Raw genomic sequence first — 23,172 nt, forward strand, 5'->3', positions numbered from 1 at the left:
TGCAATCGGGCCCCCGAAGGCCTGCGTAACGAGCCTGGAGCGGGACGGATTGCGGCCCACCCTTAGGTCGGGACGATGACCAGCCGATGATGTCGACATGATTGGTTGATGACGTTTCTGCGTCAGCCGCCCGCTCGGACTGGCGGGAGCTACGCCGTCGTCAGTGCAGGTAGCGCAGAAGAGGCATGGCGGGAGGACCAGCGCGATCTCTGTTGGTTTGGGACATGTGTCGCGGTGCGGTCGTGTGTCCGGCCTTATGATGCGGCCATCAGGCGCCGCGGGCCTTCATGAACCACGCGGGTTCGCCGGAGGCCCCTGCACTTGCGAGGATGTTGTTTGTATGTAATCGCCTTGATTTGCATAGCACACCTTCAGACCCAGTTGAGTAGGCACCCGGATGATCCTAAACTGCGGGTTAGGATCAGCGGGAAAACGGGCAGCGAGAGAACAGACAATCCGAGCAGGGGTGAGCCGATGGAAGATTTTCTGCGATCGAAGCCGATGCTGACGCCACTCGTCGCGGGCGCGTCAGTGACGATGATCACGGGAACGCTCGTTCGCGAACTCGGTTTTCCCGGCGCCTGGACGGGGTTGGCCCTCAGCTTGCTGTTCGGCGTCGTCCTGTTGTTCGACACCACAATCAAGATCCTTGCGATCAGGGCAGTTTTCTATCTGCTGAACTCGCTGACCGTGTTCAGCGTCGCGGCGGGACTGAATGCCGCCGGCGCGGCAGCGGTCGGCGCCATGCCGCCTGCGCCGGCCGCCGAGCGGGAACTGCCACGAGGCGGCGAGGCGCCGTCAGACACGCTGTTTCAGCCTTGGTTCGGACGCTAGCGCCTGGAGCTTGATGGGAGAGCGAACGATGCAGGCGCCTGCTCGCCGAGACGCGGTGCCGAGCGACTGCCGGCGCTCTGTGACATGGTTCATAGATTAAGAGGTCGAGGGCCGGCATCCTGACTTGCGCAACGGAGCAGACCCTGCATTGACATTGATCCGGCGTAGAATCGGAGCCCCGACAAGAAAAAGACAGCGTGGCGGGACGCCGGACCTCAGCAGAGGAGGCGAACGTGAGACACCATTACCCGGTCTTCATTTTCGGAACGTTCCTGGCGGTCTCGTGCGTTCCGCAGCAGCCACCAACAACTTCCCCCGACGCGCCGACGAGCTACGGCTCGACGGGATCCCTGATGCAGAGAAAGGCGCAGTTGGAGCAGCGCGCGGCCGCGGCATCCAGACAGGCGCAGCAACTCTACGCCAGGGCCGAAGAGATCGAGAGGGAGCGCCAACAACTCGCCAATCAGCCCAGCGCGCAGACACAAGCACGAATGCTATCTGCGCCGTCCCAATCCAGAACTTTTTCGACGGACACCGGAGCAGTGCCCGAACGTGCCCAACTCCGCGCCGCCATGGTCCGACCGGAGACGATGCGGACCGCCGCCGGGCAGCGGCGTTACGAGCCGCGCCCGTCGCCGCACCCGCGGGTCCTCTCGCCGGCGCCCGTCATCACGCAGCCGGACACGGAAGAGCCGCCGCGAACTGTTTTCCGCGTCGTCGGCAGCCAGGATCCGGCCGAGGACGATCTGCAGGCGCGCCTGGAGCAACTGGAGCGGGAGCAGCAGGCACTGGAGACCCAGGCGGCACAACTCGAGCAGGAGGCGGAACGGCTGCAGCGTGAGGCGGCTCTGATCGATCTCCGGCTGCAATAGGCCTGCACTGCCGACCACTCGGTGAAGCAGCGAAATGACTCAGCGTAATCGCAAGCAAAGTCAATGACGGGTGTTGGTGGCCTGCTGATTCTGTTGCGGCGCCTGGGGCTGGCGAGGTCGGCTTGCGGCTTGGCCTTTCTGCTGACCCTCAGCGGGCCCCCTCCTCCGTCGCCAAGCCTGGCTCTGCAGCCGGCCCAAATGCCGATGGGCTCGTCGAAGCCGAGCGGTTCGCCGGAGCTTGAGAGTCCGCCAGACGAAGCATCGCAACTCCGCGAGCGGGCCGCAGCGGTTCTGGCGAAACGGCAAGCGCTACAGAAAGCTCTGAAGCTGGAAGCGGACGGCGACAAGAAGGGCGCCATCGCCGCATATCGTCAGGCCCTGGATCTGTTCGACGAAGAAGCGGACGCCTCGGATCGTGGCGCGATCCTGAACAGCATGGGTACGCTCCATTTCGGGTTGGGCGACTTCGAGGCGGCGGATCGTCTCTACCGCCAGTCCCTCGCCCTTCGCCGCCAAACTGGCAGCCCGCAGGGCGAGGCGCGGACGCTCTCCAATATCGCGATGCTACGCTACGAACAGGCGTTGTACGCCGACGCCATCGACCACTATCAGCAGTCAAAATCTATCCTGGCGTCCTTGTCCGAGCCGGAGCCTTTGGAGATAGCTTCCGTCGAGAACAAGTTGGGCTTGGTCTATGCCGCGTTGGGCCAAGCCGATCAAGCGCGCGAGCATTATCGGTCGGCGCTCGAACTGCGGCGCGATCGCGACCGGGACGGCTTTGCCACGACGCTGCACAACATCGCCTTCCTGCATCAGCGGCAAGGCGAAAATCGGCAGGCACAGGAACTCTACAGGGAGGCGCTGGCAATCCGGCACCAAGTGGGAGACAGATTGGGCGAAGCCGAGACACTCAACAATCTGGGATACCTTTACGCCGCGACGGGAAAGCCGGCCGAGGGGCTTCCGCTTCTGCGCGAAGCCGCCACCACATTCGAATCCCTCGGAAACACAGTTGGGCTCGCCAACACGCTGGACAGTATCGGCAAGGCACACGAAGTACTCGGTCAGTATCAGGACGCGCTACAATTCTACTTTCTCGCGCTGGCGAAGGCGAGGGCCGTCGGTCTTTCCGCCGCTGAGCTCGAGATCTTGAGCAACATCGGGTCCGTCATGGAGGCGGAACAGCGCCCAGAAGTCGCGATCGTCTTTTACAAGCAGTCCGTCAACGTGACGGAGAAGATCCGGACCGGGCTGCGCCGACTGCAGCGCGAACAGCAAGCGTCGTACGCCCGCGAGATCTCGGACACCTACCGGCGCCTGGCCGACCTCCTCCTCCGTCAGGAGCGGCTCCCCGAAGCGCAGGCGGTGCTGGACCTCTTGAAGATTCAGGAACTGGACGACTTCCTGCACATCGTCCGGTCCAGCGAGGCGGCCTCGGATGGTGTCGATCTGACGGACGAGGAGCAGCGGCTGGAGCAACTCATCGTCGATCTTCTCGTCCTGCATGACCTGTTGCGTTCGGGGGCGGATGACGCGCGCTACGACGAACTGATCGAGAAGTCCGACGCGCTCATGGACGATTTCCACCAGTTCATCGAAAGCCCCGAGGTCCGGGATCTGATGTCGGAAAGAAGCACCGAGGCCTCCGGCGAGACGGTCGACCCTGCACAACTGCAGACGATCCGCAAGAGGCTGCCGCCGCACGCCGTTGCTCTCTACCCGATCGTCCTCGAGGACCGGATGGAGGTGTTGCTGACGACGAAGTTCGGCGGACCGTTTCGCCACTCGGTCGATGTGTCGCGCGATGTTCTCGATCGCGAGATCCTGAACCTGCGTTCGGCTCTTGCCGGCCGATCCGGCGACGCGTCGAAGCACGCTCAAACGCTGTACGGATGGCTGATCGAGCGCTTCGAGCCCGTCTTCGCCGAGTTGGAAACGACGCACATCGTCTATATCCCCGACGGGCAGCTTCGATATGTGCCATTGGGTGCGTTGCAGGACCGGCAGGGGCGGTGGCTGGCGGAGCGCTTCGCAATAAACTACGTCTCTGCCCTGGGTCTTACCAACTTCGCGCAGGCGCCACCATCCGGCCCGATGCGCGTCCTCGCGGGCGCGTTCGGCGCCACGGATCGGGTGGTTGTCGTCGGTGACAAGAGCTGGCCCTTCACCGGCCTTCCCGGGGCGAACGCCGAGATCGAAAACCTTGCCGGTCTCGTTCCCGAAATGACGAGGCTCGCCGATGTGGCGTTCTCCGCCGGAGCGGTAAGGCGGTACGCCAATCAGCACTCCGTCGTGCACCTCGCCACACACGCGGAGTTCCTGCCGGGCTCGCCGATGAACTCGTTCATCGTGTTCGGCGATGGCGGCGTCCTCAGGCTGGAGGAACTCAAGGGCTGGTCCCTGACCGATGTCGAGATGATGGTGCTCAGCTCGTGCGAAACGGCCGTCGGTGGCGGAAGCGGCGTCGAGATCCTCGGCTTCGGCTGGCTGATGCAGAAAAGCGGCGCGGCCGCCTCGGTCGCATCGCTCTGGAAGGTCGATGACGGCGGCACCCAGGCGTTGATGAACGCCTTCTATCGCCACCTGCAAGACCGCGACATCGGCAAGGCAGAAGCGTTGCAGCGGGCCCAGATCGAACTCATCGAAAGCGACCCGCAGGTACTGGCGGATCTAGACCGCGGCGCGATGCGCCTGTCGGAACAAGAAACGGATCATCATATCGTCGACCGTCTCAAGCATCCGTACTATTGGGCGCCGTTCATACTCATCGGTAACGGCCTGTGAGAGGTAAAGAGATGGATGAACTTCGAAAACCGCTGTTCTTACTTGCGGTCGCGCTCATATTTGTGGCGGTTCTCGTCGAAATCGGCGCGTCTTTCGGCATCGGCGCGGTTGAACCAAACCCCGCCCAAATGCGAAAGTCGATTGCCGCGATCGATCCCGCCGTCGACGTCAATAAGACGATGGCGGACCTCAACAGCGGAAGCCGTGGAGACGCTCCGCCGGGGCTGGGGATCCCTTATCTCGCTCTGATCGACGGCCTGATCCTGTTCACGGTGGGCTTGATGGGCGTGTCGCTGTTCGTACCGGCGCGGGTACATGGGAGAGTCCAGGGCCTTGCCACGTTCATCTTCGCGCTGCTGATGGCCATCGCCGCCATCGTCCTGATCTTCATCGCGATCCAGATGCTGCTGACCATGGTCGGGCTGTTCGTGGCGGCGCCCTTCGGCACCATCGCCTACATGGCGATCTGGGGCTTCTTCGACCGGGGCGGCGCCGCAGTCTTGCTCGCCTTCACTCTGTTCCTGAAACTTGCATTCGCCGTGTGTCTGGTCCTCGCACAGCAACGATTTCTGGAAAGCAAGGGTCTCGTCCTCATCATCCTGACATCGCTGCTCGCGACTGTCGTCGTCAGCTTCCTGCACGGCTTCGTGCCGATCATTCTGGTCAGCATTACCGACGCGGTGGGGGCGCTGATCGCCGCCATCCTGGCGGTGATCTGGGCGATCTTCTTCTTGTTCGGTTCGATCACGTCCGTCGTGAAGGCGCTCCGGGTCGATCGTGGGAGCGCATGACGCGAATCAGCGGAGACGCAATACGCAAACCGGCATCGTCGAACGCCCGGCTTGGCAGTTGCTGAAGTGGAGCACCCCGCCTTCGCCGTAGACCGGGAACGACGCTTCCTGTTGGTTCGTCCTGGCGCTCGTCGAGGACGGGTTGCGCAAAATGATCTCGCCCGCCACCGGCCGCGGCTTGTCGTCGGCCGGTGGCGTCGCCGGCTGGAGCCGGGCCTGGACGAGTCCCGGCGTCTGCAGTGCCACATCAAGGCGCCGCCGGACGGTCTCGGAGCGTCCGATGCTCACGGCGCACGCACCCCCGGCGGCGATCGTGAGGTTGTCGTTCTGTAGATTGCAGTTGCTTCCGGCGCTCAGGTCGCGCGTGTCTACCGGACTGACGAACCAGCTTCCGATCGACGCTTCCAAGCTCTTTGCAAGGCTGCCGACATCGCGATCGCCGGCATCGCTGCCACCAAACAGGCTGCCGCCGACGCCGGCGATGCATAGCGCCGCCAGCACCGCAAGCAGAACAAAAAAGCGCTTTGGGCTCTTCACTTGGAGCACCTTGTCGAGGTCATTGCGGCCTGGGAATCAGTATCCTGCTCCTGAGGGCGCTGTTGTCCCGGAGAATTTCTGCCAAGAAGTTCACACGCACGGCGTCCGGCTGCACGCTATTGCTGCAGGTAATCGATTCGAAGCCGTCGCAGACGCGGTCGGTGCACAGTTTGTCGTCGCCCATGACGAACGTCGGTGCGTTGGGACTTCCGATGTCGTCGGCTTTCACGTTGGCGCTCGCGCCCTGGAAACCCTCGGTCCGGCACCACGCCGTTGACGCCGGCGCGCCGCAATGCTGCCCCCATTTCAAACACCAGTCCAGCCGGTGTCCCTTGTACATCGGACGGTTGAACGTCTGGCTTCCGGTGGACACCAAAAGCGTGACGGTGCCCCCATTCTCCAACTCCTGGCCAGCGGGAGGACGAGTTCCGACGACGGTCCCTGCAGCTTGCTTGCTCTCCACGTTCTCCCGGGACACGGCGAAACCCTTTTCCGTCATCGCCGCGTTCGCCTGATCGAACGGTTTAGTCGTGACGTCAGGAACGGCGATCATCGCGTCTCCCCCGTCGCGAAGGAAGAAATACGCCCCAACCGCCCCGCCGATGACGATCACGGCGGCGACGACGGCGATCACCATCCACGGGATCTTCCGGTCCGGCTCCTCGACCTTGCCGCCGGACACTTCCAGCATCTCCGTCGGACCGTCGGTGTAGAGGTCCCCGGGCCGGGTCGTGTCGTACGCACGCAGGCGGAGCGGATACTGGCCCCTCGGCGTATTGTTCGGAACCGCGATATGCACCACCAGCTTGGTGGTCTCGTTCGGCCCGAGCGTCCGATCCTTGAGGTCGTCGCCTTCCCCGAAAACAGCACCCGGCGGTCCGGAATCGGCGATGACCCGGAACCCGAATTGGATGCGCCGGTCGGTCACGTTCGTCACCGTGAAGTGATGTTCGCCGCGCCCCGCGCTATCCAGCTTCAGCGCCGTCTGTGACGCCGTGATCGTCGCTATTGCCGCCATCCAAGCCCTCCGTCGTGTTCATCGTTGCAGCGCCGGTGTCCGTATTCCGCCGGGCACCGGCACGCTTCGTTTGCGTCGTCAGACTCTTGTCCCAAGTCCGTACCCTCGCGAAGCCGTCACCTCAAGCGGACAGCTCGATCACCGCCAAGACGATGAAGATGACGCCGACTATTGCTTCCGAGATACGGACGTACGTCCTGTTCTTGGAGCCGGGCGCGCCCGGTACCACGCGAACCAGGCCCCATCCGAAGATCCCGTCCAGAATGAGCAGTGCACCGAATATCAAGCCTATGATCGGCAGTACCATGGCGATCCTCCTCGGTCAAAGTTGCACTTGAGCACGGTGCGGGCGATTTTACCGCGTGGTCGTGCTTTAAATCATTATACAATAGAGTAAGTAAATGCCATCGGCCGATTTCGGTTGACGGCATACTTCTCTATACTCCGCTCCCGCGCGGTTCTCCCTGATCCTGTGCCGCTTCTTCGAAAACCAAGTCGAAACTGACGTAGGCCGGTTTGTCGGCGTCCACGATGCGTCTGATCAGGGTCTCGTGGATCGCCGCTGCAGGCGGCACCGTCACCCGGATATGGAAGGTTCGCGATCGCCCCTCGAGGTCGGGTATGTCTTCCTCGATGCGAAAACCGGTGATGCCGGTCGCCGTCTCGAGAAACCGCACCAGCCCGCGCCGGGTGCCGCGCCACTGCGACAGGTAGGAGGCGATCATGATCAGTTCGCGAAGATTGCCGGCTCCGCTCGAGATCCCTTTCCTGCCCCCCCCGCCGGCGCCGTCGTCGCCGACGAGAATGCGGGCCAAGTCCACCCAGTGGGCGAGGTACACGACGAATTCGTCGGGGCAGCGATAGGGGTTGAGCACGCTGTCGATGTTCTCGAAGGCGACTTCCGACGGCGCGTGCATCTCTTCCATCACGCTCAGCAGCGCCCGCAGAGGATTGCCATCGCGGCTTGTCCTTCGAAACACCTCCGGCAAGAGGTCTTCGATCTCAGTTCGTCTCATCTTCGCTCAACACCTGGACATCGTGACAGCCGGAACAGAACAGCCATGTGGCCGGAATCGTCACGCGGTCTTCGTAAGTCTTGCGGGAGCATTTTTCGTACCGGCCGTCGGGGCGTGCGGCACGGTAGATTCCCTCGATGCCGGAAGCCAGCACCAGTGAGCCATCAGCGGTTCCGGCAACGGCGTCGATCGGGTGCAAACCGCTGGCAGTGCGCAACGGCAGGCCGCAGCCGATCTCCGGCACGTTCCAGGCCGGGTCTGCGGTCGTGGGATCCAGCCAGACGACGCCGGCAAGCCGTGTCCCCGCGACCACCGTCCGTCCGTGAAACGTCAACGATCGACAGCTGCCGCCCTGCCATCGCGTGCCGAACGGCTCCCAGCCCAGGACCAGGTCGGACGACGCCGTCAGACGATAGCGGAAGCAGCCTTTGCCGGCGCCCTCGCCCGCTTCGTAGATTCCGGCCCACAAGTAGGCATGCGGCCCGTCATGCTGTACCGCAAGCCGGCGAACCATTTCGCCCTCCAGACCGATCTTGTGAAACGTCTCGCGGCGGCCGCCCTGGTGGGACAGCCAGACGCCCTTGTCGCCGCAGGTCGCCACCGCGACGCGGGTGATCCCGGAGACGTCTGTCGAGATGGCGATGACGCGAAATCCAAGTCCCTGATTGGCAGGATCTACCAGGATCTGCAACGGCACGGCATCGTCCCGAAGAGTGATCTCGAACAGCCCGGCGTCGGTGGCGAGAAGAAGGATCGGCTCGCCATCGCGAAACAGCAGCGCGACGTCTTCGATCGCGAAATCCATCTGTCCCAGCATGCGCCAGGTTTCGCCGCAGTCTGTGGTGACGTGCACGCGCGAACGCTCTTCCGGTGGCGCCATCTTCGTCGCGACGACGACCAGACCCGCGCGATGCGGGCCGCTGCCGCTCTCCCGCGTCGAGCAGCGCAGAACGGTGACGGTCTCACCCGGGAACTCGTTGATCAACTCCCATCCGTCGCCGCCGTTGCTCGTGCGGAACAACAGGTGCTCCGTCGCGGCGTAGAAGGTGCGCGGTTGGAAGGCGTCGGAGGCGAGGGCGTAGACATGCTTCTCCGGCGCCGACTCCACAGAGAGCCGGATCGAGTCCACGTACTGGACGCCCGGTTCCGACCGAATGAGTTCGTAGACGTGCCAGTCCCGGAGCGCCTCTCCGTATCGCCAGCCGCTCCAACCCGGCGGCGACGGACACGGATTGATCCGCTGGTACAAGCGCGCCAAGACCCGATCGCGAACCGCCGCCTTGTTCTCCTCCCGGGCAACGACGATGCGGGTTTCGATCTGTACGCTCTTGTAGCGGGTCCAGTTGACCCGGCACAGCGTCCCCAGGGTGCACCGCTCATCCAGGGCAGAAAGAACGCGGGCGCGGTCGTCTTCCTTCTGATGCGCAACCAGCTGATCGGCGCCGACGCGGCCGTTGTCGCGAGCGGCCAGCGGGACGTGAGGCACCAGTAGAACCAGGACCGAGCCCGGCCGCGCATGCTTCCACAGCATCGCCTCTGTAAACGCATTGGCCCGATCGATGGCGCCGGAGACCCGTTGCGCCACCAGCTCATAGTCCTGGGCGGTGACGGCGCGCTGAAGGGAATGAAGCTCCTTCGGGCCGCGGATCATCGCGTTTTCTAGCGTTTCGCCGGCGCGCCCGCCGGTCGCGGGTTCCAGGTTGGTCACCTGAAGTCCGTTGAAGGGATCGCGCAGGACAGTCAAGCTCCCGGCGGCGACATTCCCGTCGACGCCGCCGCCGGTCAGGTAGCTGACGACGATTTGCCTTCCGGCGCCCGGCACCGCGCCGAGGGCGATGACGTCTGCTGCATCGTCACCGCCGCCGTGCAGCTGCAGGTCCGGCGCAAACATGATGAGCCCGGAGAGGCGATCCGCAACATAGACCGCCTCGTGCGGCGCCCTGTTGGCGAAGTTCTCGACTTCCCGCCAGATTCGAAACGTCTTTGAGCCAACCTGAACCGCTCGATCCGCCGGATCCACTTCGTTCTCGAGCGCTTCGACCCCGACCACCAAGTCGAGTTCGTCCCCGGTCGGCGCGACGATCGGAGGCCGCGCGACCCGAACATAGTGTCTCGGCAAGCCAGTTCCCTGGCCTGCCGCCTCCCAGCTTACGAGCTGCCCATGGTACCCGACCACGTCGACGCTGGTTTCGCCGGGCTTGATGGTCACGTCGCGCATCGTTGAGAAAGTCGGCGGCTCGGCGGATCCCTGCGAGCGGCCGGTCGTAACCCGGGTTCCCCGCGGGATGTTGACGGGGCGCGCGACGGGGACGGCGAGACTGAAGTGCAGGGTGACCGAGGCGGCGAACGGCGGCTGCAGCCGAACCCCCATCAGCCTGAGAAACTCGATGTACGCCTTTTCAGGAAGCCGGTTCAGCCGGTTCAGCATGACGCCGGTGAGGTAGGCGAACGCCTCAAGGATGACTATTCCCGGATCACCGGCGCGAAAATCCGTCCATTCGGGGCATTCCTGCCGAATCCGGGCAACGGCGACGTCGACAAGCTGACGGAACGTGCGATCGTCCAGTTTGGGCGGCGACCCGATCATGGTCCCTCCGGCGACATCAGATCGAGCGATAGCGCGAACGTCTCCATGCGCTGGGTCTCGCGCAGGCGGTAATCCAGCAGAATGTCCAGCCGCGAAGGCTCAGCCTCGTTGCGGACCGCGTCGAGCCGCACGATTTCGATCCGCGGCTCCCACCTCGCCAAAGCTTGCCGGACGTAATGAATCACCAGTCCCGCCGTCGTCGCGTCGTTCTGCCAGAAACACAGATGCCGCAGATTGCAGCCGTAGTCCGGCCTCATGAGTCGCTCACCCGGCACGGTCATCAACAGAAGCAGAAGCGCTTGGCGGACGCCGGCCTCTCCCTCGATCATGTCGACGCCGCCCCTTGCCGAGACCGCCAGCCCGGCAGCGGTGGTCGGCGCTTCGATATCCGGAACAAGGAAGCGCCAACCGCGTTCGGTTTCGCGCCTCACCCGTCTGCCCCGACCAGAGCCTGACCGGGCGACCGCACCGAGTACTTGATAGTGCCCGGCGGCGTGCCGTCCGTGAGGCCGGAGACGGTGTCGAGGCAAACCGCCTTGCCGTCTATGCGAACGAATGCAGAGTAGCCCTTTTCGACCTTGAGGGTCTGCAGGCATGGCTTGATGGTCGGACCGACATTCGGGCAGCCAACGATCGGCCGGCTCTCGGGGTTGGATTGCACCAGCACGGCGCGGCCTGCCACGGTGACGAGATCCTGCGTCCCGACGATGCGCACAAGGCCCGCCTCGTGATCGCAGCACAGCACGGCGTCCTCGGTCAGCCAGATCATGCTAGCCTCGCTCGAAGTCAATTTTCTGCGCCTTGATGACGATCGATCCGTTCGGCGCTTCGATGATCATCTTCTCGGTGGCGCGCAACTGAATCTCGGACTTGCGAATCTCCAGCCGCGCGCCTTCGGCATTTTCGACCGTGATCGCGTCTTCGCCCTGATCCAGGCGGATGTATTGTCCTTTCCCGGTGCGGAACGAGAAGCGAGATGTGCGACCGCTGTCGACGCCGGCGTCGTAAGGCTTTTCCTGGCCGTACAGGCCGCCCAGCACCAAGCCCTGCGTCGGTTCGCCGCCGAGGAAAAGGACAAGCACCTTGTCTTCGACGTCGGGCAATGAGATCAGGCCCTTGTCGGGACCGGCGGCGGGAACCACGACCTGAAGCCAGTCGGTCTCCAGGTCGCCCAGGCTTGGCAAGGTCACCCGGACACGCCCGAAGTGGTCGGGGTCGTCCACCCGCGATACGTGGCCGAGCGTCGCGGTTGCCTCGTGACGTTGCGGTTGCGGCAGAGGCGGCGACGTGTCCACTTCGACGGTGTAGCCGGATTGGCGAGTGACGCTGTGGACCGCCGACGTCAGAACATATCGGTCGGCAAGGTGCGGCGGCAGACCCTGCACTTCGATCAGCGCGCCCGGCATCAACTCGGGCCGGCCCTCCGCGACGCCCCATAAGGTTGCGATCGCTGCACCACGGCGATCCATGACCGATTGCGCCAAAGCTTCGGCGGCGGTGTCGCTGTCGAGCACCTGGTCCGCGATGTGCGCCTCGTGTTCGCCGCCGACGGCGCCGACGTCCAGCTGCCCAAAACCGCGATGGGGAACGCGGGCGCCGGAGACGGTGGCGCTGTGAACGACCGCCCGAAGCGGGCTCCAGCCAGCGACGCTGACGCTGCTACAGGCCGGATCGCCATTGAGATCGACGCGCGTTTCCAAAAGCGAGTTCCCGAGGCGCAGAGGCACGGCGGCCTCGCCGTTTCCGGCGCCGCTGAACAGCGCCACCTCGTCTTGGCGGGCAAAGAAATAGAGGCCGGCGCGCCGGGCCACATCCAGCAGCAGCTCGAAATCGGACTGACGATGCTGGAACGTACTGAGAAGAGGCCCGTCGTGCGAAGCGCGCAGCGAGAATCCGGCCTCCGACACGAGCTCCCGCGCCAATTCCGCGGTCGTGACCTGGACGTGCGCCCGCACCGGTTGGGACTTCCGCAATCGGTGCAGCCGGTCGTAGCCGCGAACCTCCACCTTCGGTTCGCCGGCGGCGCTGTATATGCAGGCGATCCCTGTCGCTTCGCCGGTGAACAGCAGGCGGTCGCTTATGAACACGTCCAGGGAGTCGCCTGGCTTGATCGCCGCTTGCGCGCCGAGGCTCCCGTCCGTATCCAGGAAGGAAAGGATGCACTGGCTTGGCGCCGAGACCTGCTGCCGAACGACGAGATCGACAAGCGCCGCCATCCTGGCCTGCGGCAACGGCACCCCAGCCACCTCGATGCGCATCTCGGGAAAGAGGGTGACTATATCCATGGCGGCCGGCCCAACGCGTCGAGCGGGACATCCGCTTGCAGCAGTTCCGCAAGGTAGTCGGAGGGGGCCGAACGCGCGCCCGCGAGTTCATCGGCGACGCCCCGCCGCCCTTCGCCGCCGGTCTCGGTAAGGACGGAAGGCGCCCAACCCGTTGGCGACCGGAGAGGGGCAGCCGACTCCGCCGGCACTCCCGGCTCGAGACCGGAAGCAAGCTGGTGCCCGGCGCCCGCCGTGTCCTCGGCCAGTTCGAGGAGCCGCAAACGCAACCACGACCGACGTGCTTGGCCCGATGCCGTGAAGTACTCGAGGCGCTCGGCGAGGGCGCTAATCGCCCCCAGCATGTTCCATTTGCCCCAGAAGAATCGCAGCGCCGGCGCACGGCCACCGCCGGCGCCGCCGGAAGCGCCTTGCGCCGCCCGCCACAGCGGCGCCGTCAGCGCTCGTACGTCCTCGGGGAGCGGTGTCGGCGATGGCAGCGTGGTATCGAACAAGAGATTGAGCGTAAGCTCGGTGCAGCCACCGCCGGTGAACACCAGCGGGTCGTTCGGTCTGTCCGCGGTGACCACCGGGCCTTCCGAGATCCGTCGGGGGCTCAAGCCCGCACGGCGGCGAAGCACGACGCTCTCCGGATTCAGCATGCACGGGATCCGTTCGCCGGTCTCTTCCACAATGAACGCTACGCGTTCCATCGGATCCCCTCATGTTCGCGTGCCAGGTGTTCCCGCCAGCGCCCGTCCACATCGTTACGGCGAGCCGGCGCCGCCATCCAATGCCGTGCGCCCGCGTCCCAGGCATCCGGCAACAACTCCGGCCATTTCGCTTCCGCCGCCGAAGGAGAAGGCGGCTGCTCGTCGTGCAGGCTGGGCCAAGCGCCAGTCGTTTCCGCCGCTGCATTCGCGGTCGCAGTCGCATGAGGTGAGGAGAACTCCCTCGCGCTCGGTGGTACCGCGGCCCTCTGCAGCCGATCCGGCGCGAATGCGTACCATGCGACCGGCTCCGGCGCGCTCGCAGGCTTCAGACCGACCACACCCGTTGACGGCGACGCGAGATCGCCCTCGGTGGCGCCCGCAGCCGTCGCTTCAGAACCATGAAGGACTGAGCGGCGACGCCACAGCGGCCGATCATCCCCTTCATGGACGGTCCGCTGCCGCACTGTCGCGGCGGCCGCCTCTCCAGAGTCGTGGAGGTCCCCGTCGAGGCGCGAGCGGCGATGGGCGTCGGCGGACGCACTGTTTTTCACATCGGCGGTGTCCGCGCCGCCGGCAGCGGTCGAAGCTGCGGGCACGGCGCCTTGCGAACGTGGCGTCCGAACGTCAGGCTGCGGTTCCTCACGCGCTCGCAACGCGGCCAGCGGGCGAATGCCGCGGTGCGACGGCGCGCTTGCGTTCGCAGCCGGCGCCGCTAGTTCCGATGGCGAAGGCCGGCAGTGCCCGGTGCTCTCCTCAATGCCGATATCGACGCGCGGAGAACGGGCCGAGCGTTGCGGCGCCTGATCCGACGTCGAATGCGAAAGCCGGCTCGGTGCAGTCGGGTTGACTACACGCCGCGTACCTTGCCTGGTGTCTCTGCGCCCGGTGCGAACCTGCGAGGGTTCGGGGGAAACGTCGGCTCCCATCCTCTCCGCATCGCCCTGCCGCGACGCCATCGGCTGGGCCGTTTCCGCACTGCCCGAGTGCGGATCTTCGCCATCATCCGCGGACTGGTAGGCAAAATGGACGACCTCCGCCGACGTCTGATCCCGCGGTTCCAGCAACTGCGGCGCGAACTGCCGCGCCAGCGCGAGCCACGCCTCGGGAGGTCCCGCCGCACTGCCGGACTGCGGGTCCTCTTCATGGCCGTCGAAGGCGTGCGGCGTTCGGGATGCTCCTGTTGCCTTGCCCCCGCGAGGACGGACTCCTCCGTCAACCGACAACAACACCAGCCAGCGGGGCAGCGCCCGCGCGAGGGTTTGCAACGCGGACTTCAGCAACGAACGCAAAGGATCAGCCCTTCGTCAAGCTTTCGACCGCGACGACCATGGTCTGGATGAGGACCCGGTTGCTCAAGGCATCGAGCGCCGCAAATCGACACTCACGGACCCAGGAGTTGTTCAAGTTCAGCGAATAGCCGGGGCTGCCGTCGGGCTTCAGCATGATCACGGTCAGATTTCGACGTTCGCACTGCCCGCCGGCTGTCTGCATCAGCCAATCCCACATGTTCTCGGAGATACCGACGCCGTACTCGAACTCCACGTCGCCATAGGCCGTGCGACCCGGCAGCTTCCGAACGTGAGGCTCCCCGCCGCCTTCGCGATAGAGTATCGACTCGATGCTGACGCTCATCGCCGAGATCCGGTTGAAGAAAGCGGCATCGCCATCGCCCAACTGCACCTTGAATCGAAAATCGACGAGCGGTTTGGTTTCCGGCATCATTCGGCTCCTTCGCTCTTCTTTTCAGTCGACTGTTCGTCGGACTTCGCGCCGCCGGCCCACTGACTGATCCTGAAGACCACGAACTCCGCCGGTCTGGCGATGGCAACGCCGATCAGCGTCACCACGTATCCGGCCTCGATCGATTCCTGGGGTTCGTCTCTTCGTCGCATTTGACGAAGAAAGCTTGCTCCGGCGTGGCGCCGACAAGGGCGCCCTCATTCCACAGCAGCATCAAGAAATTGCGAATGTCCCGGCAGATCGCCATCCACAGGGTCGGTTCGTTTGGCTCGAACGTGATCCAGTTCGTACCCCTCTGGATTGACTCGCGTATCCGTATCAGGGTGCGGCGAACGTTGACGTAACGTGAATTGCTGGCCGGATCGGCGACCGTTCGTGCTCCCCAGATCCGAATGCCCTGGCTGCTGAAGCTGCGGATACAGTTGACGCGGCTCGAATTCAGCAGGCCGTTCTCTTCCTGTGTCAGTTGATACCGCAGCCCGACGGCGCCGCTGATGGTCTCATTGGCCGGGGCTTTGTGAACGCCGCGCATCGCGTCCGAGCGGGCATAGACGCCGGCAATGTGACCCGACGGCGGCACGCTGACGATCTTGCCGGACAGCGGATCGCGCGTTTCGATCCAGGGAAAGTAAAAGGCTCCGTAGCCAAGATCCGACTGCCGCGGCGCCAGTCCGCCGGCGGGACCGGCAGCACGCGGCTTCGGCTCGCCCTCCTCCCGGCGTGGCGATGACACCTCCGCGACTTTGGTAAGTCTGGAGATATCATCGACATCCTGCGGGCAATCGAGGATGCCAAAACGATCTTGCATCTTCTCGCAATGGGACAGGAGGGCGTCGTGCGATACCGGGTCGCAAAATCCGGGAGCGGCGACGATGCGGATTTCATCGTTCGCTTCGAACCCGGACAGCCCCGATCGCGTACGCGCGTCGCCGGCGATGGATTTGTTGGTCCCGATGTTGCAAACGAAGCAGCGCTGACCGCGATTCTCGAAAAAGCCGAATACGGCCTGGGCAAGGGGCGTGCTTTCGCTGTCATCGGCGACATAGGCGCGGAGAAACTCGGACCAGTTGTTGATCGCTCTGACTTCATTCAGGAAAGCATCGTGCTTTGGGCTGAGCCCGACGAAGCCGGCGGTGCCCATGCCGATCGGCTGAATGGGCCTGGCCCCGCCCGGGACCTCCTCGACGTAGACTCCTGGCGCCGAATAAAAGGGCATGGTCAGACCTCACCTGGCTGATAGTGGATGACGAGACATTCCGGGTACGGCTCGTCCTTGCGGAGTTGAACCACGAAGTCCTGGTTCTTCGCCCTGACCTGCAGCTTCGCGACAGCCGGACGGACAGGGACCCCCGCCAACCGGAAGCGACCCCGATAATCCGTGGTGGCTGCGGTCCTTGTTCCGGGAACGCGGATCACCGCCCCCGGCACCGGCACGTCGCCGGGGCCGACGACGATCCCACTCAAAGGCTGAAGCTCGGAGAACGACGGCTGGAAATGCTTCACCAGAGGCATCGGCGCAGGCTCGCGTCGGAATTCCAGCGGCTCGCACAAGACGAACGAGGGTTGCGGCGCCAGACCGAGAGCGGTCCAGAAAGTCCACGGAAAGGGCGTCAAGTCGATTTCGCAGTCCGGCTTTTGCGCCGCCGCCGCAAGCAGGACCCCGAGAAGGCGGTGCGCCTCGCCGACGTCGGCTCCCGAGACGGTCACCAGATACCGCAACATGACGGTGAGCAGCACGCGCCGCGAGGTCGAAACCTGACTGCCCGGCGCGATCGTCAGGAGATGAAGGTGGATGACGGCAGCGTCAGTCGCCGGCGCGGGCCGCGCCAGAGAGACAGGCGTCGCCGGCGCGACCTCCTGAAGCCACTGCTGCAGGCGCTGATCGGCTTCTTCGATCATGCCCCATTACCCCTGCTTCCGTCCCGCGATTGGCTGGCGCTTTACCGTGAACGATATAATGGGCGCTTCTGTCTCTAGCTTTCTGCTAGCCCGCTCTACCGCTGCGTGCTTTCCAGCACTGCATAAGAAGCCTCAATCGAGGGTCAAGGCTAGCATAAGCGGGTGATAAAGTCTCGCATAATCATGTCGGCTCAGCGCCTCAATCTACCACGCCGATGTAGCGCAACGGCTTGTAATTGCGAAGAGCCGACGTTCGATAGCTGGCGCGATGAACAGAGCCGTTCGCTTTCGATGCCTCGATTGTCTCGATGATCAACGGGCCCTCGGTCGAGATGCCGGTCACCAGTCGGACATGACGTCCGGCCCGGTTAAGAATGTCGCCGGGACGAAGATCGCGCCAATCGGCAAGTTGCTTGGTAATTTTGCTCATGCTGGAAGTCGTGTAATAAGACTCGCCGAGCGAACGCGACACGAAGCCCGAGCAATCAACGCCGGCCGACTCGCCGGTGATGCAGTACCCCAGGTCCGCATTGCGGCAGGTGCAGACGTCGCCGGCGAGGTAGCCTTGTTCCAGCTTGCCGAGGAACCCATTCAAGGAGTCGTATCCGCCCCACTTGTACGGAACGGAGGTCATCCGATCTGCCGCGCGTCCGTTCTGCCGGTCGGGCCGCTGCCACTTTTGTCCGTCAGAGGGTGCGCATCTGTTGGCGACGCCAGGCGCTTCGTAATTCGGACGATCGAGCACCCACGCCGCATTGAGGTAGCTTTCTGCGTTTCTGATGATCTCGTCGCGGGTGATCTGGCCTCGCGGCCGTTCCTGATCGGGATAGGCGCCGCGCACGGTCTCCTCGAAGCCCTCCGGCACGACCGCCAAGTCTTCCCGCTCCGTCGGAACGCTGCCGGCGTCGCCGCGAGCCCTTTCGCCCGCCGCGTCGGCGAACTCCAGCCGTAGCAGCTTGACGGATGACGCCTGCGGTTGGAGGAAGTACAAATTGCCGTCCGCGGTGACAGTCACGAAGCGATTGGGAAGAACGTCCGTCGTTTCGAGCGGAACCCGCGCCGTCCCAACAAGCTCGCCGCTGGGTGAATACTTGCGAACCACGGTGCGGACGTCGAAGGCGCCCGCCCCTTCCGCCAGATCTTCAACGAGCAGATAATAGTGGCCTTGAGCGTCGACCCCCAGCAACTCCGCAGCAGCAAGATATCCATCGGTTTCAATGTCGATGCTGTTGGCGCCGCCTCGAAGGCGTTCGTCGCCGCCCGCCTCCAGCATGAGGCGAGCGCCACGATCACTCTCTCGCAGGAATGTGCTTTCCAAGAGGTTGTCGCCGGTGCGGGTTGTCAGTGCCTCGGACGGGGCGCCACGTTCCCGTTCACCCGGCCGCAGCCGCGCCTCGACGCCGCCCACCGAAAGCCTGATGTCACCGAGGCCACCGATCGAAAGCCTGACAGAGCCGCCCAGGGCGATCCCCTCAGGAACCTCGTAGGTTTCCACGATTTCGCCGGATGGCCGGTAGGCGTTCACCCGTTTCACGGCCGCGTCAAGAACATAGAACACGTCGTCGACAATCGCCAGGTCGACCGCCTGCGTCACGGCGTCGATGTCGATGACACTTCGAACCTGACCGTCCGCGCTCAACTGATAGATCCGGCGATTGACGGTGTCGAGCAGGTAGAGACCGTCGCCCGCGGGATCGGCCGCGATCGCCTCGGGTCCCTGCGGCTCGACGTTCGGCGTCTCGGCTGCGACGCCGACTTCATTCGGTTCTGCCCCGACCGCGAAATCGAGGATATCCCTCCAGAGGTTCGCGGCTTCGGCTTTTTGTCCGAGGGTGACCACCGCGAGTGCCGCGCCGACCAGGACCGCGGCATACATAATGCGTGCAGCAGCGCCCTTCGTGACGCGGCGCGAATCGCATCGTCTCTCGTTCCGGACGTTATCCATCACACCACTCCCCCCAGCGCTTCAGCCGAGCCGATTACGCTGATATTCATTCTCATTTTGAATAAAACTATGCCGCATGTTATTCTTCGGGTCAAGATTCGAAATATCCTTGGCAACGGGCGGCGGGTTGTAGCGGGAGGGGCATCGGAAGATGGGCACTAGAAGTTCCTCCTCAGCAGCTCGCATCTTGATGGCGGCGCTGTATGGGGTATCCGCTGTCTTGATCCTGACTCGCCTGGTCCATGCAACCGACACAACGAATAGTTACGCGCTCCTCGTCGGGGCGAGCCGCTACGAGCATTTGGAGGAGCGTTGGAAGCTGGCCGGTCCGGCCAATGACGTGATCCTGATGCAGACTGTGTTGATCGATCGCGGCATGCCGGCCGCAAACATCCGCGTGCTCTCCGACAGCGCCGGCGCCGACTCCCGCCCGACCCGGGCGGCGATCCTGGAGGAGCTGGATCGCCTCGGCCGCACTGTGAAAGACGGTGACTTCGTCATGATCCACCTGGCGGGTCACGGCTCGCAGCAGCCGGATAATCAGGACGACGACGAGACGGACGGCCTGGACGAACTGTTTCTGCCCACTGATGTCGAGGGATGGAACGGGCAGAGGGGGGGCGTCGAGAACGCCATCGTCGATGACGAGCTCGGCCCGCGGCTCAAATCGATCCAGAACCGTGGCGCCTTCGTCTGGTTCGTCGCCGACAGTTGCTTTTCGGGAACCATGGTCCGGGGTGCGCCGGTCGATGAGAGGGAGCGCCTGATCACGCCGGAAGCGCTCGGCATCCCCCACGACGTGCTGATGCGAGCGCAAGCGGACGGTTCGGCGTCGCGAGGCGCTCAGGCTGAGGCCGATCCACTCGCCGGGGTCGCTGGTGAAGCGGAGCGCGGCGGCTTCGTCGCCTTCTATGCGGCGCAAACGACCGAGACCACGCCGGAAATGCGTTTCGGCGCAAGCGGCGCCGACGGCGAGCGACCGTGGTACGGGCTGTTTTCCTACAACCTCGCCAGCATCATCGCGGCCCATCCCAACGCGACCTATCGCCAGGTCGCTCAGCAGATCTTCAGCAATTACCGGGCGATGAACCGCCACGCGCCGACACCGCTGCTGGAAGGACGTCCCGACGATCTCGATCGCGTCGCGCTGGGGGGTGGTGGGGGGGAAGCGGTGCGGCAATGGCCGGTCGAGCAGGAGCGGCCCGGCCGCTTGCGGTTGAGCGCAGGCCGCCTGCACCAGATCTTCCCGGGCATGATCGTTGCTGTCCTGCCGGTGGCCGCCGAAACCGGTCGGGAAACCTTGCTGGGATACGCGCGGGTCGCGGACGCGGGCCCCACCCGCAGCACACTGGTGCCGATCGCCTATGAGGGGCTTGAAGCCGTCTATGAGGTTCCCGAGCAGGCGCAGGCCCGGGTCGTCGACGTCCAGGTGCGGAACGAGCTGAGCTACGCCCTAGCCCCGGAAGAGGCGACGGCGGCCCGCGAAACCGCACGGCAAGAGCTTGAGCGGCTGGAAAACGAAGATGATGGCCTAGATCTCATGCAGGTCGATTGGCAGGGCTCGCCCAACCTCCGCCTGCTCGTCGCGGACGGGCGACTGTGGTTCCTGCCGCCGTCGGGCGCCATCGACCGAACGCCGACGAGCGGCGGCGACGCCACCGGCCCCGTCGTTCGAGGGCAAACGCCGTCCATCGCCATTCCCGAAGCCGCGCAGCCGGACCCGGAGGAGATCGCGGTTTTCCGCAAGGAGCTCAGGGAAAGCCTGGAGACCGTCGCTCGAGTCACCACGTTGTTCAATCTCGCCCGCGCGCTCGGCGGTAACGAGCTCGCCGGAAACCTGGAGATTTCGCCGGAAGTGCGCCGCAGCGACGGCTCCCGGGAGCCGTTCCGTCTCAATCACGTGCCGCCGCGCCTGAACGACGGCGACGTCCTCGTGACCCGCATCGCGAACAAGGGTCAGCAGGTCGTGGACCTGACCGTCCTGTTCGTCGACAGCCGCTACGGGATCGAGCCATGGTTTCCGTTCGACGGGCGATCCAACCGCCTTCGTCACGGCGAGCACGTCGAACTCGAACTCGGTGTCACGTTGTCGACGATCGGGCTCGAGCACTTCGTCTTCATTGCGGTTGCGGCGGAGCCGCAGGCGCCGCCGTCCGACCTGACCAATCTGGCGCAGAAGCAATTGCCGGTCCGCGGCCAGGCGATCGCCACGCTGCAGGACATGCTGCCGACGACGCGGGGCGGCAACCGGCCCGCGATCGAGACGGCGGCGGTCACCGTCTTCTCCTGGGAGGTCAGTCCATAGAGCTGGGAGGTCCCTCGGCGATCCTCACAATCTCGGAATCTTCAACGGCCGTTCCGTGGTTGGATACTTCGAGGCGGGCACTTGTGATACAAGCGCGCATGAGCGTGAGACTTGTATCCTCCGGTGACGACAGGGCGCTTGCGATCCGAGATCACCTGCTGCCACTGATTCACGATCGTGGCCGGCTGGAAGTGCAACGCGACACCATGCGGCTCACTTCCCTGCAACTGGGCCCGTGGCTGTTCAACCACTGGACGCCGTTCAACGAGTTGTCCCCTGAGCAGGCATCCTCGCCAGGTTACCGGCACGCCCTGGAGCGGCAACGCAGCAAGCCAGATCTCCCGTACGGGCTCGAGGTATGGCGCGGGGCCAAGGTGCTGAGCGTGCAGTGGGCGGATGACGGGTCCTTCACCGTGGAGAGCTTCGTCCGTGGATCTTGGGAAGAGGAAGCTCTGGCACTGTAACGACGGCCGGCCCCCGGCAGGAAAAAGACGCGCAGCAGGGGCGCCATGAGTTACTGCGGTGATGCTGGGCGCCTGATCGGCAGTCCGAAGCGACCATCCATGGCCGCCGCCGCCTGTTCCTGGAGCACGGTGCGGCCGGCACGGATGAACGCCATCGGGTCCATCGGTTCGCCTCGGTGGCGCACTTCGTAGTGCAGGTGAGCTCCGGTGCTGCGGCCGCTGTTGCCGAGCGAGCCGACCTTTTCCCCGAGCGCCACCTTCCGTCCGGTTTCGACAGCGATGCGGTCAAGATGGGCATAGGCCGTGGTCAACCCGAAGCCGTGGTCGATCTCGACGAATCGCCCATAGCCGCCGTTCCATCCGGCGAACACCACTGTACCCGGAGCCGGTGCAAGGACCGGCGACTTGCGTGGGGCAGTCAAGTCGACGCCTTGATGGATGGCTCTACGTCCGTTGACCGGATCACGCCGCCGCCCGAACTCGCTGTTGATGGCGTACGAGTCTAGGGGCGCCGCCAGCGGCAGTTGCCGGATCAGCGACCGGAGCGCTTCCCAATGCCGCAACTTCGCATCGAGCCGCGCGTACGCCGTGTCCGAGTCCGCCCCGTCACCCATTAACCGGCCACGATCGGCGATAAACGGGCCTCCCCTGCCCCTCTCTTCAGCAGAGGCCCCCAACCCTGCCATCCCGTCCGCAGCGGCGGACAAAAGAGCTTCAACGTCGAGGCCGGTCTGGGCGATCGCCTCCTCCAGGGCACCAACCTGGATCAGGGCGCCACTCTGGATCCGCTGCACGATCCGCTGCCGCGATAGCTCCAAGGCGAAGAAGCGGGCTTCAAGGTCAGCCAGGATGCTGGCGATACGACCGATGCGGTCCTGGCCACGGGCACCGGCGTCGGCAATGGGCATGTCGCCACGTTCGTCGACTTCAATCTCGGCTTCGACAACGCGCCCCGATCCTGAGGTGCTCCCCGTCGCGTTGCGCAGACGGCGCAACCGCTGCTCGATGGTTACGAGCTCATGCCGCAGGCGATCGCGCTCGTGACGCGCCCGGTCGCCAGAATCCCGCGCCGCGTCCAGTTGGCGCAACGCGGCGTCCAGAGCGGCCGCGAGTTCGGATGCATCGCCGCTGGCGACGGCATGCCGCAGGTGCGGGTCCATCGACCAAGGCGGCAAGTCGGCCATGTCGCCGCGCAACAGGACCACACAGCCGGTGATAACGACAGCGGTCGCCACTGCGTGCACGACTGTAACCGCCGGCCGCCGACGCGGGCGGGCTCGGGGATGCGCAGTCTCGATCATTCGCCCTTCCCATATCCCGAAGCGATTTTCGGCTTGCGTTGCCGGCTGTCGCGACGAAGGCGACCTGATCATCCCCAGCGTGGCGCGGCGCCGCTCATGTTGCGG

The 23,172-nt window shown here is 64.6% G+C and carries 20 protein-coding genes and 1 pseudogene; 6 read left to right on the forward strand and 15 right to left on the reverse strand.

Annotated features, from left to right (window positions below; all coding sequences use genetic code 11):
• The first annotated feature begins 474 nt into the window (after positions 1-474).
• From IPM60_03365 to IPM60_03380, 4 genes are all read left to right on the forward strand, one after another.
• Positions 475-834 carry a hypothetical protein gene (locus IPM60_03365; protein ID MBK8906957.1) on the forward strand — a complete coding sequence of 120 codons (360 nt, stop codon included), beginning with the start codon at positions 475-477 and terminating at the stop codon, positions 832-834.
• Between the two features lie 233 nt (positions 835-1,067).
• Positions 1,068-1,706, forward strand: a complete 639-nt coding sequence (locus tag IPM60_03370; GenBank protein ID MBK8906958.1) for a hypothetical protein — start codon at positions 1,068-1,070, stop codon at positions 1,704-1,706.
• A gap of 63 nt (positions 1,707-1,769) precedes the next feature.
• Positions 1,770-4,490, forward strand: coding sequence for a CHAT domain-containing protein (locus IPM60_03375; protein MBK8906959.1), 2,721 nt, complete (start codon positions 1,770-1,772; stop codon positions 4,488-4,490).
• 11 nt (positions 4,491-4,501) lie between these two features.
• The gene (locus tag IPM60_03380) at positions 4,502-5,281 is read left to right on the forward strand and encodes a hypothetical protein (GenBank protein ID MBK8906960.1); all 780 of its coding nucleotides are present in this window, start codon (positions 4,502-4,504) and stop codon (positions 5,279-5,281) included.
• A 6-nt stretch (positions 5,282-5,287) separates the two neighbouring features.
• On the opposite strand, the gene IPM60_03385 is transcribed toward IPM60_03380, so the two are convergent.
• From IPM60_03385 to IPM60_03450, 14 genes and pseudogenes are all read right to left on the reverse strand, one after another.
• Positions 5,288-5,818 carry a hypothetical protein gene (locus tag IPM60_03385; protein ID MBK8906961.1) on the reverse strand — a complete coding sequence of 177 codons (531 nt, stop codon included), beginning with the start codon at positions 5,816-5,818 and terminating at the stop codon, positions 5,288-5,290.
• A gap of 19 nt (positions 5,819-5,837) precedes the next feature.
• Positions 5,838-6,836 carry a PASTA domain-containing protein gene (locus IPM60_03390; GenBank protein ID MBK8906962.1) on the reverse strand — a complete coding sequence of 333 codons (999 nt, stop codon included), beginning with the start codon at positions 6,834-6,836 and terminating at the stop codon, positions 5,838-5,840.
• Between the two features lie 121 nt (positions 6,837-6,957).
• Complete coding sequence (locus IPM60_03395; protein MBK8906963.1) at positions 6,958-7,143, reverse strand: hypothetical protein; 186 nt, start codon at positions 7,141-7,143, stop codon at positions 6,958-6,960.
• A 130-nt stretch (positions 7,144-7,273) separates the two neighbouring features.
• The gene (locus IPM60_03400) at positions 7,274-7,852 is read right to left on the reverse strand and encodes a hypothetical protein (protein ID MBK8906964.1); all 579 of its coding nucleotides are present in this window, start codon (positions 7,850-7,852) and stop codon (positions 7,274-7,276) included.
• A complete protein-coding gene (locus IPM60_03405) occupies positions 7,839-10,439 on the reverse strand; it encodes a baseplate J/gp47 family protein (GenBank protein ID MBK8906965.1) in 2,601 nt (866 codons plus the stop codon). The genes IPM60_03400 and IPM60_03405 overlap by 14 nt, the downstream gene beginning before the upstream one ends.
• Positions 10,436-10,768, reverse strand: a complete 333-nt coding sequence (locus IPM60_03410) for a GPW/gp25 family protein (GenBank protein ID MBK8906966.1) — start codon at positions 10,766-10,768, stop codon at positions 10,436-10,438. The genes IPM60_03405 and IPM60_03410 overlap by 4 nt, the downstream gene beginning before the upstream one ends.
• Positions 10,769-10,866: 98 nt before the next feature.
• Positions 10,867-11,208, reverse strand: coding sequence for a hypothetical protein (locus IPM60_03415; protein MBK8906967.1), 342 nt, complete (start codon positions 11,206-11,208; stop codon positions 10,867-10,869).
• 1 nt (position 11,209) lies between these two features.
• Positions 11,210-12,724 carry a phage baseplate assembly protein V gene (locus IPM60_03420; GenBank protein ID MBK8906968.1) on the reverse strand — a complete coding sequence of 505 codons (1,515 nt, stop codon included), beginning with the start codon at positions 12,722-12,724 and terminating at the stop codon, positions 11,210-11,212.
• Positions 12,715-13,413 carry a hypothetical protein gene (locus tag IPM60_03425; protein MBK8906969.1) on the reverse strand — a complete coding sequence of 233 codons (699 nt, stop codon included), beginning with the start codon at positions 13,411-13,413 and terminating at the stop codon, positions 12,715-12,717. Before IPM60_03425 ends, IPM60_03420 begins: the two co-directional genes overlap by 10 nt.
• Positions 13,401-14,678, reverse strand: a complete 1,278-nt coding sequence (locus IPM60_03430) for a hypothetical protein (GenBank protein MBK8906970.1) — start codon at positions 14,676-14,678, stop codon at positions 13,401-13,403. Before IPM60_03430 ends, IPM60_03425 begins: the two co-directional genes overlap by 13 nt.
• Positions 14,679-14,706: 28 nt before the next feature.
• A complete protein-coding gene (locus IPM60_03435) occupies positions 14,707-15,132 on the reverse strand; it encodes a phage tail protein (protein ID MBK8906971.1) in 426 nt (141 codons plus the stop codon).
• Positions 15,132-16,369 (reverse strand): annotated as a pseudogene (locus IPM60_03440) (phage tail sheath family protein). Before IPM60_03440 ends, IPM60_03435 begins: the two are co-directional and overlap by 1 nt.
• A gap of 2 nt (positions 16,370-16,371) precedes the next feature.
• Positions 16,372-17,052, reverse strand: a complete 681-nt coding sequence (locus IPM60_03445; GenBank protein MBK8906972.1) for a carboxypeptidase regulatory-like domain-containing protein — start codon at positions 17,050-17,052, stop codon at positions 16,372-16,374.
• Positions 17,053-17,251: 199 nt separating this feature from the next.
• Positions 17,252-18,997, reverse strand: a complete 1,746-nt coding sequence (locus IPM60_03450) for a hypothetical protein (protein MBK8906973.1) — start codon at positions 18,995-18,997, stop codon at positions 17,252-17,254.
• Positions 18,998-19,217: 220 nt separating this feature from the next.
• Between IPM60_03450 and IPM60_03455 the strand changes: the two genes are divergently transcribed.
• Both IPM60_03455 and IPM60_03460 read left to right on the forward strand, forming a co-directional pair.
• Positions 19,218-21,302: a caspase family protein gene (locus IPM60_03455; protein ID MBK8906974.1), complete on the forward strand. Its 2,085-nt coding sequence runs from the start codon at positions 19,218-19,220 to the stop codon at positions 21,300-21,302.
• A 98-nt stretch (positions 21,303-21,400) separates the two neighbouring features.
• On the forward strand, positions 21,401-21,766 hold the full coding sequence (locus IPM60_03460; GenBank protein MBK8906975.1) for a hypothetical protein: 366 nt from the start codon (positions 21,401-21,403) through the stop codon (positions 21,764-21,766).
• A 50-nt stretch (positions 21,767-21,816) separates the two neighbouring features.
• Here IPM60_03460 and IPM60_03465 read toward each other — a convergent pair whose 3' ends face one another.
• Positions 21,817-23,067, reverse strand: a complete 1,251-nt coding sequence (locus IPM60_03465; GenBank protein ID MBK8906976.1) for a M23 family metallopeptidase — start codon at positions 23,065-23,067, stop codon at positions 21,817-21,819.
• Between the last annotated feature and the right edge of the window lie 105 nt (positions 23,068-23,172).

It is taken from the genome of Rhodospirillales bacterium, assembly GCA_016710335.1.
GTDB lineage: Bacteria > Pseudomonadota > Alphaproteobacteria > Rhodospirillales > Defluviicoccaceae > JADJXQ01.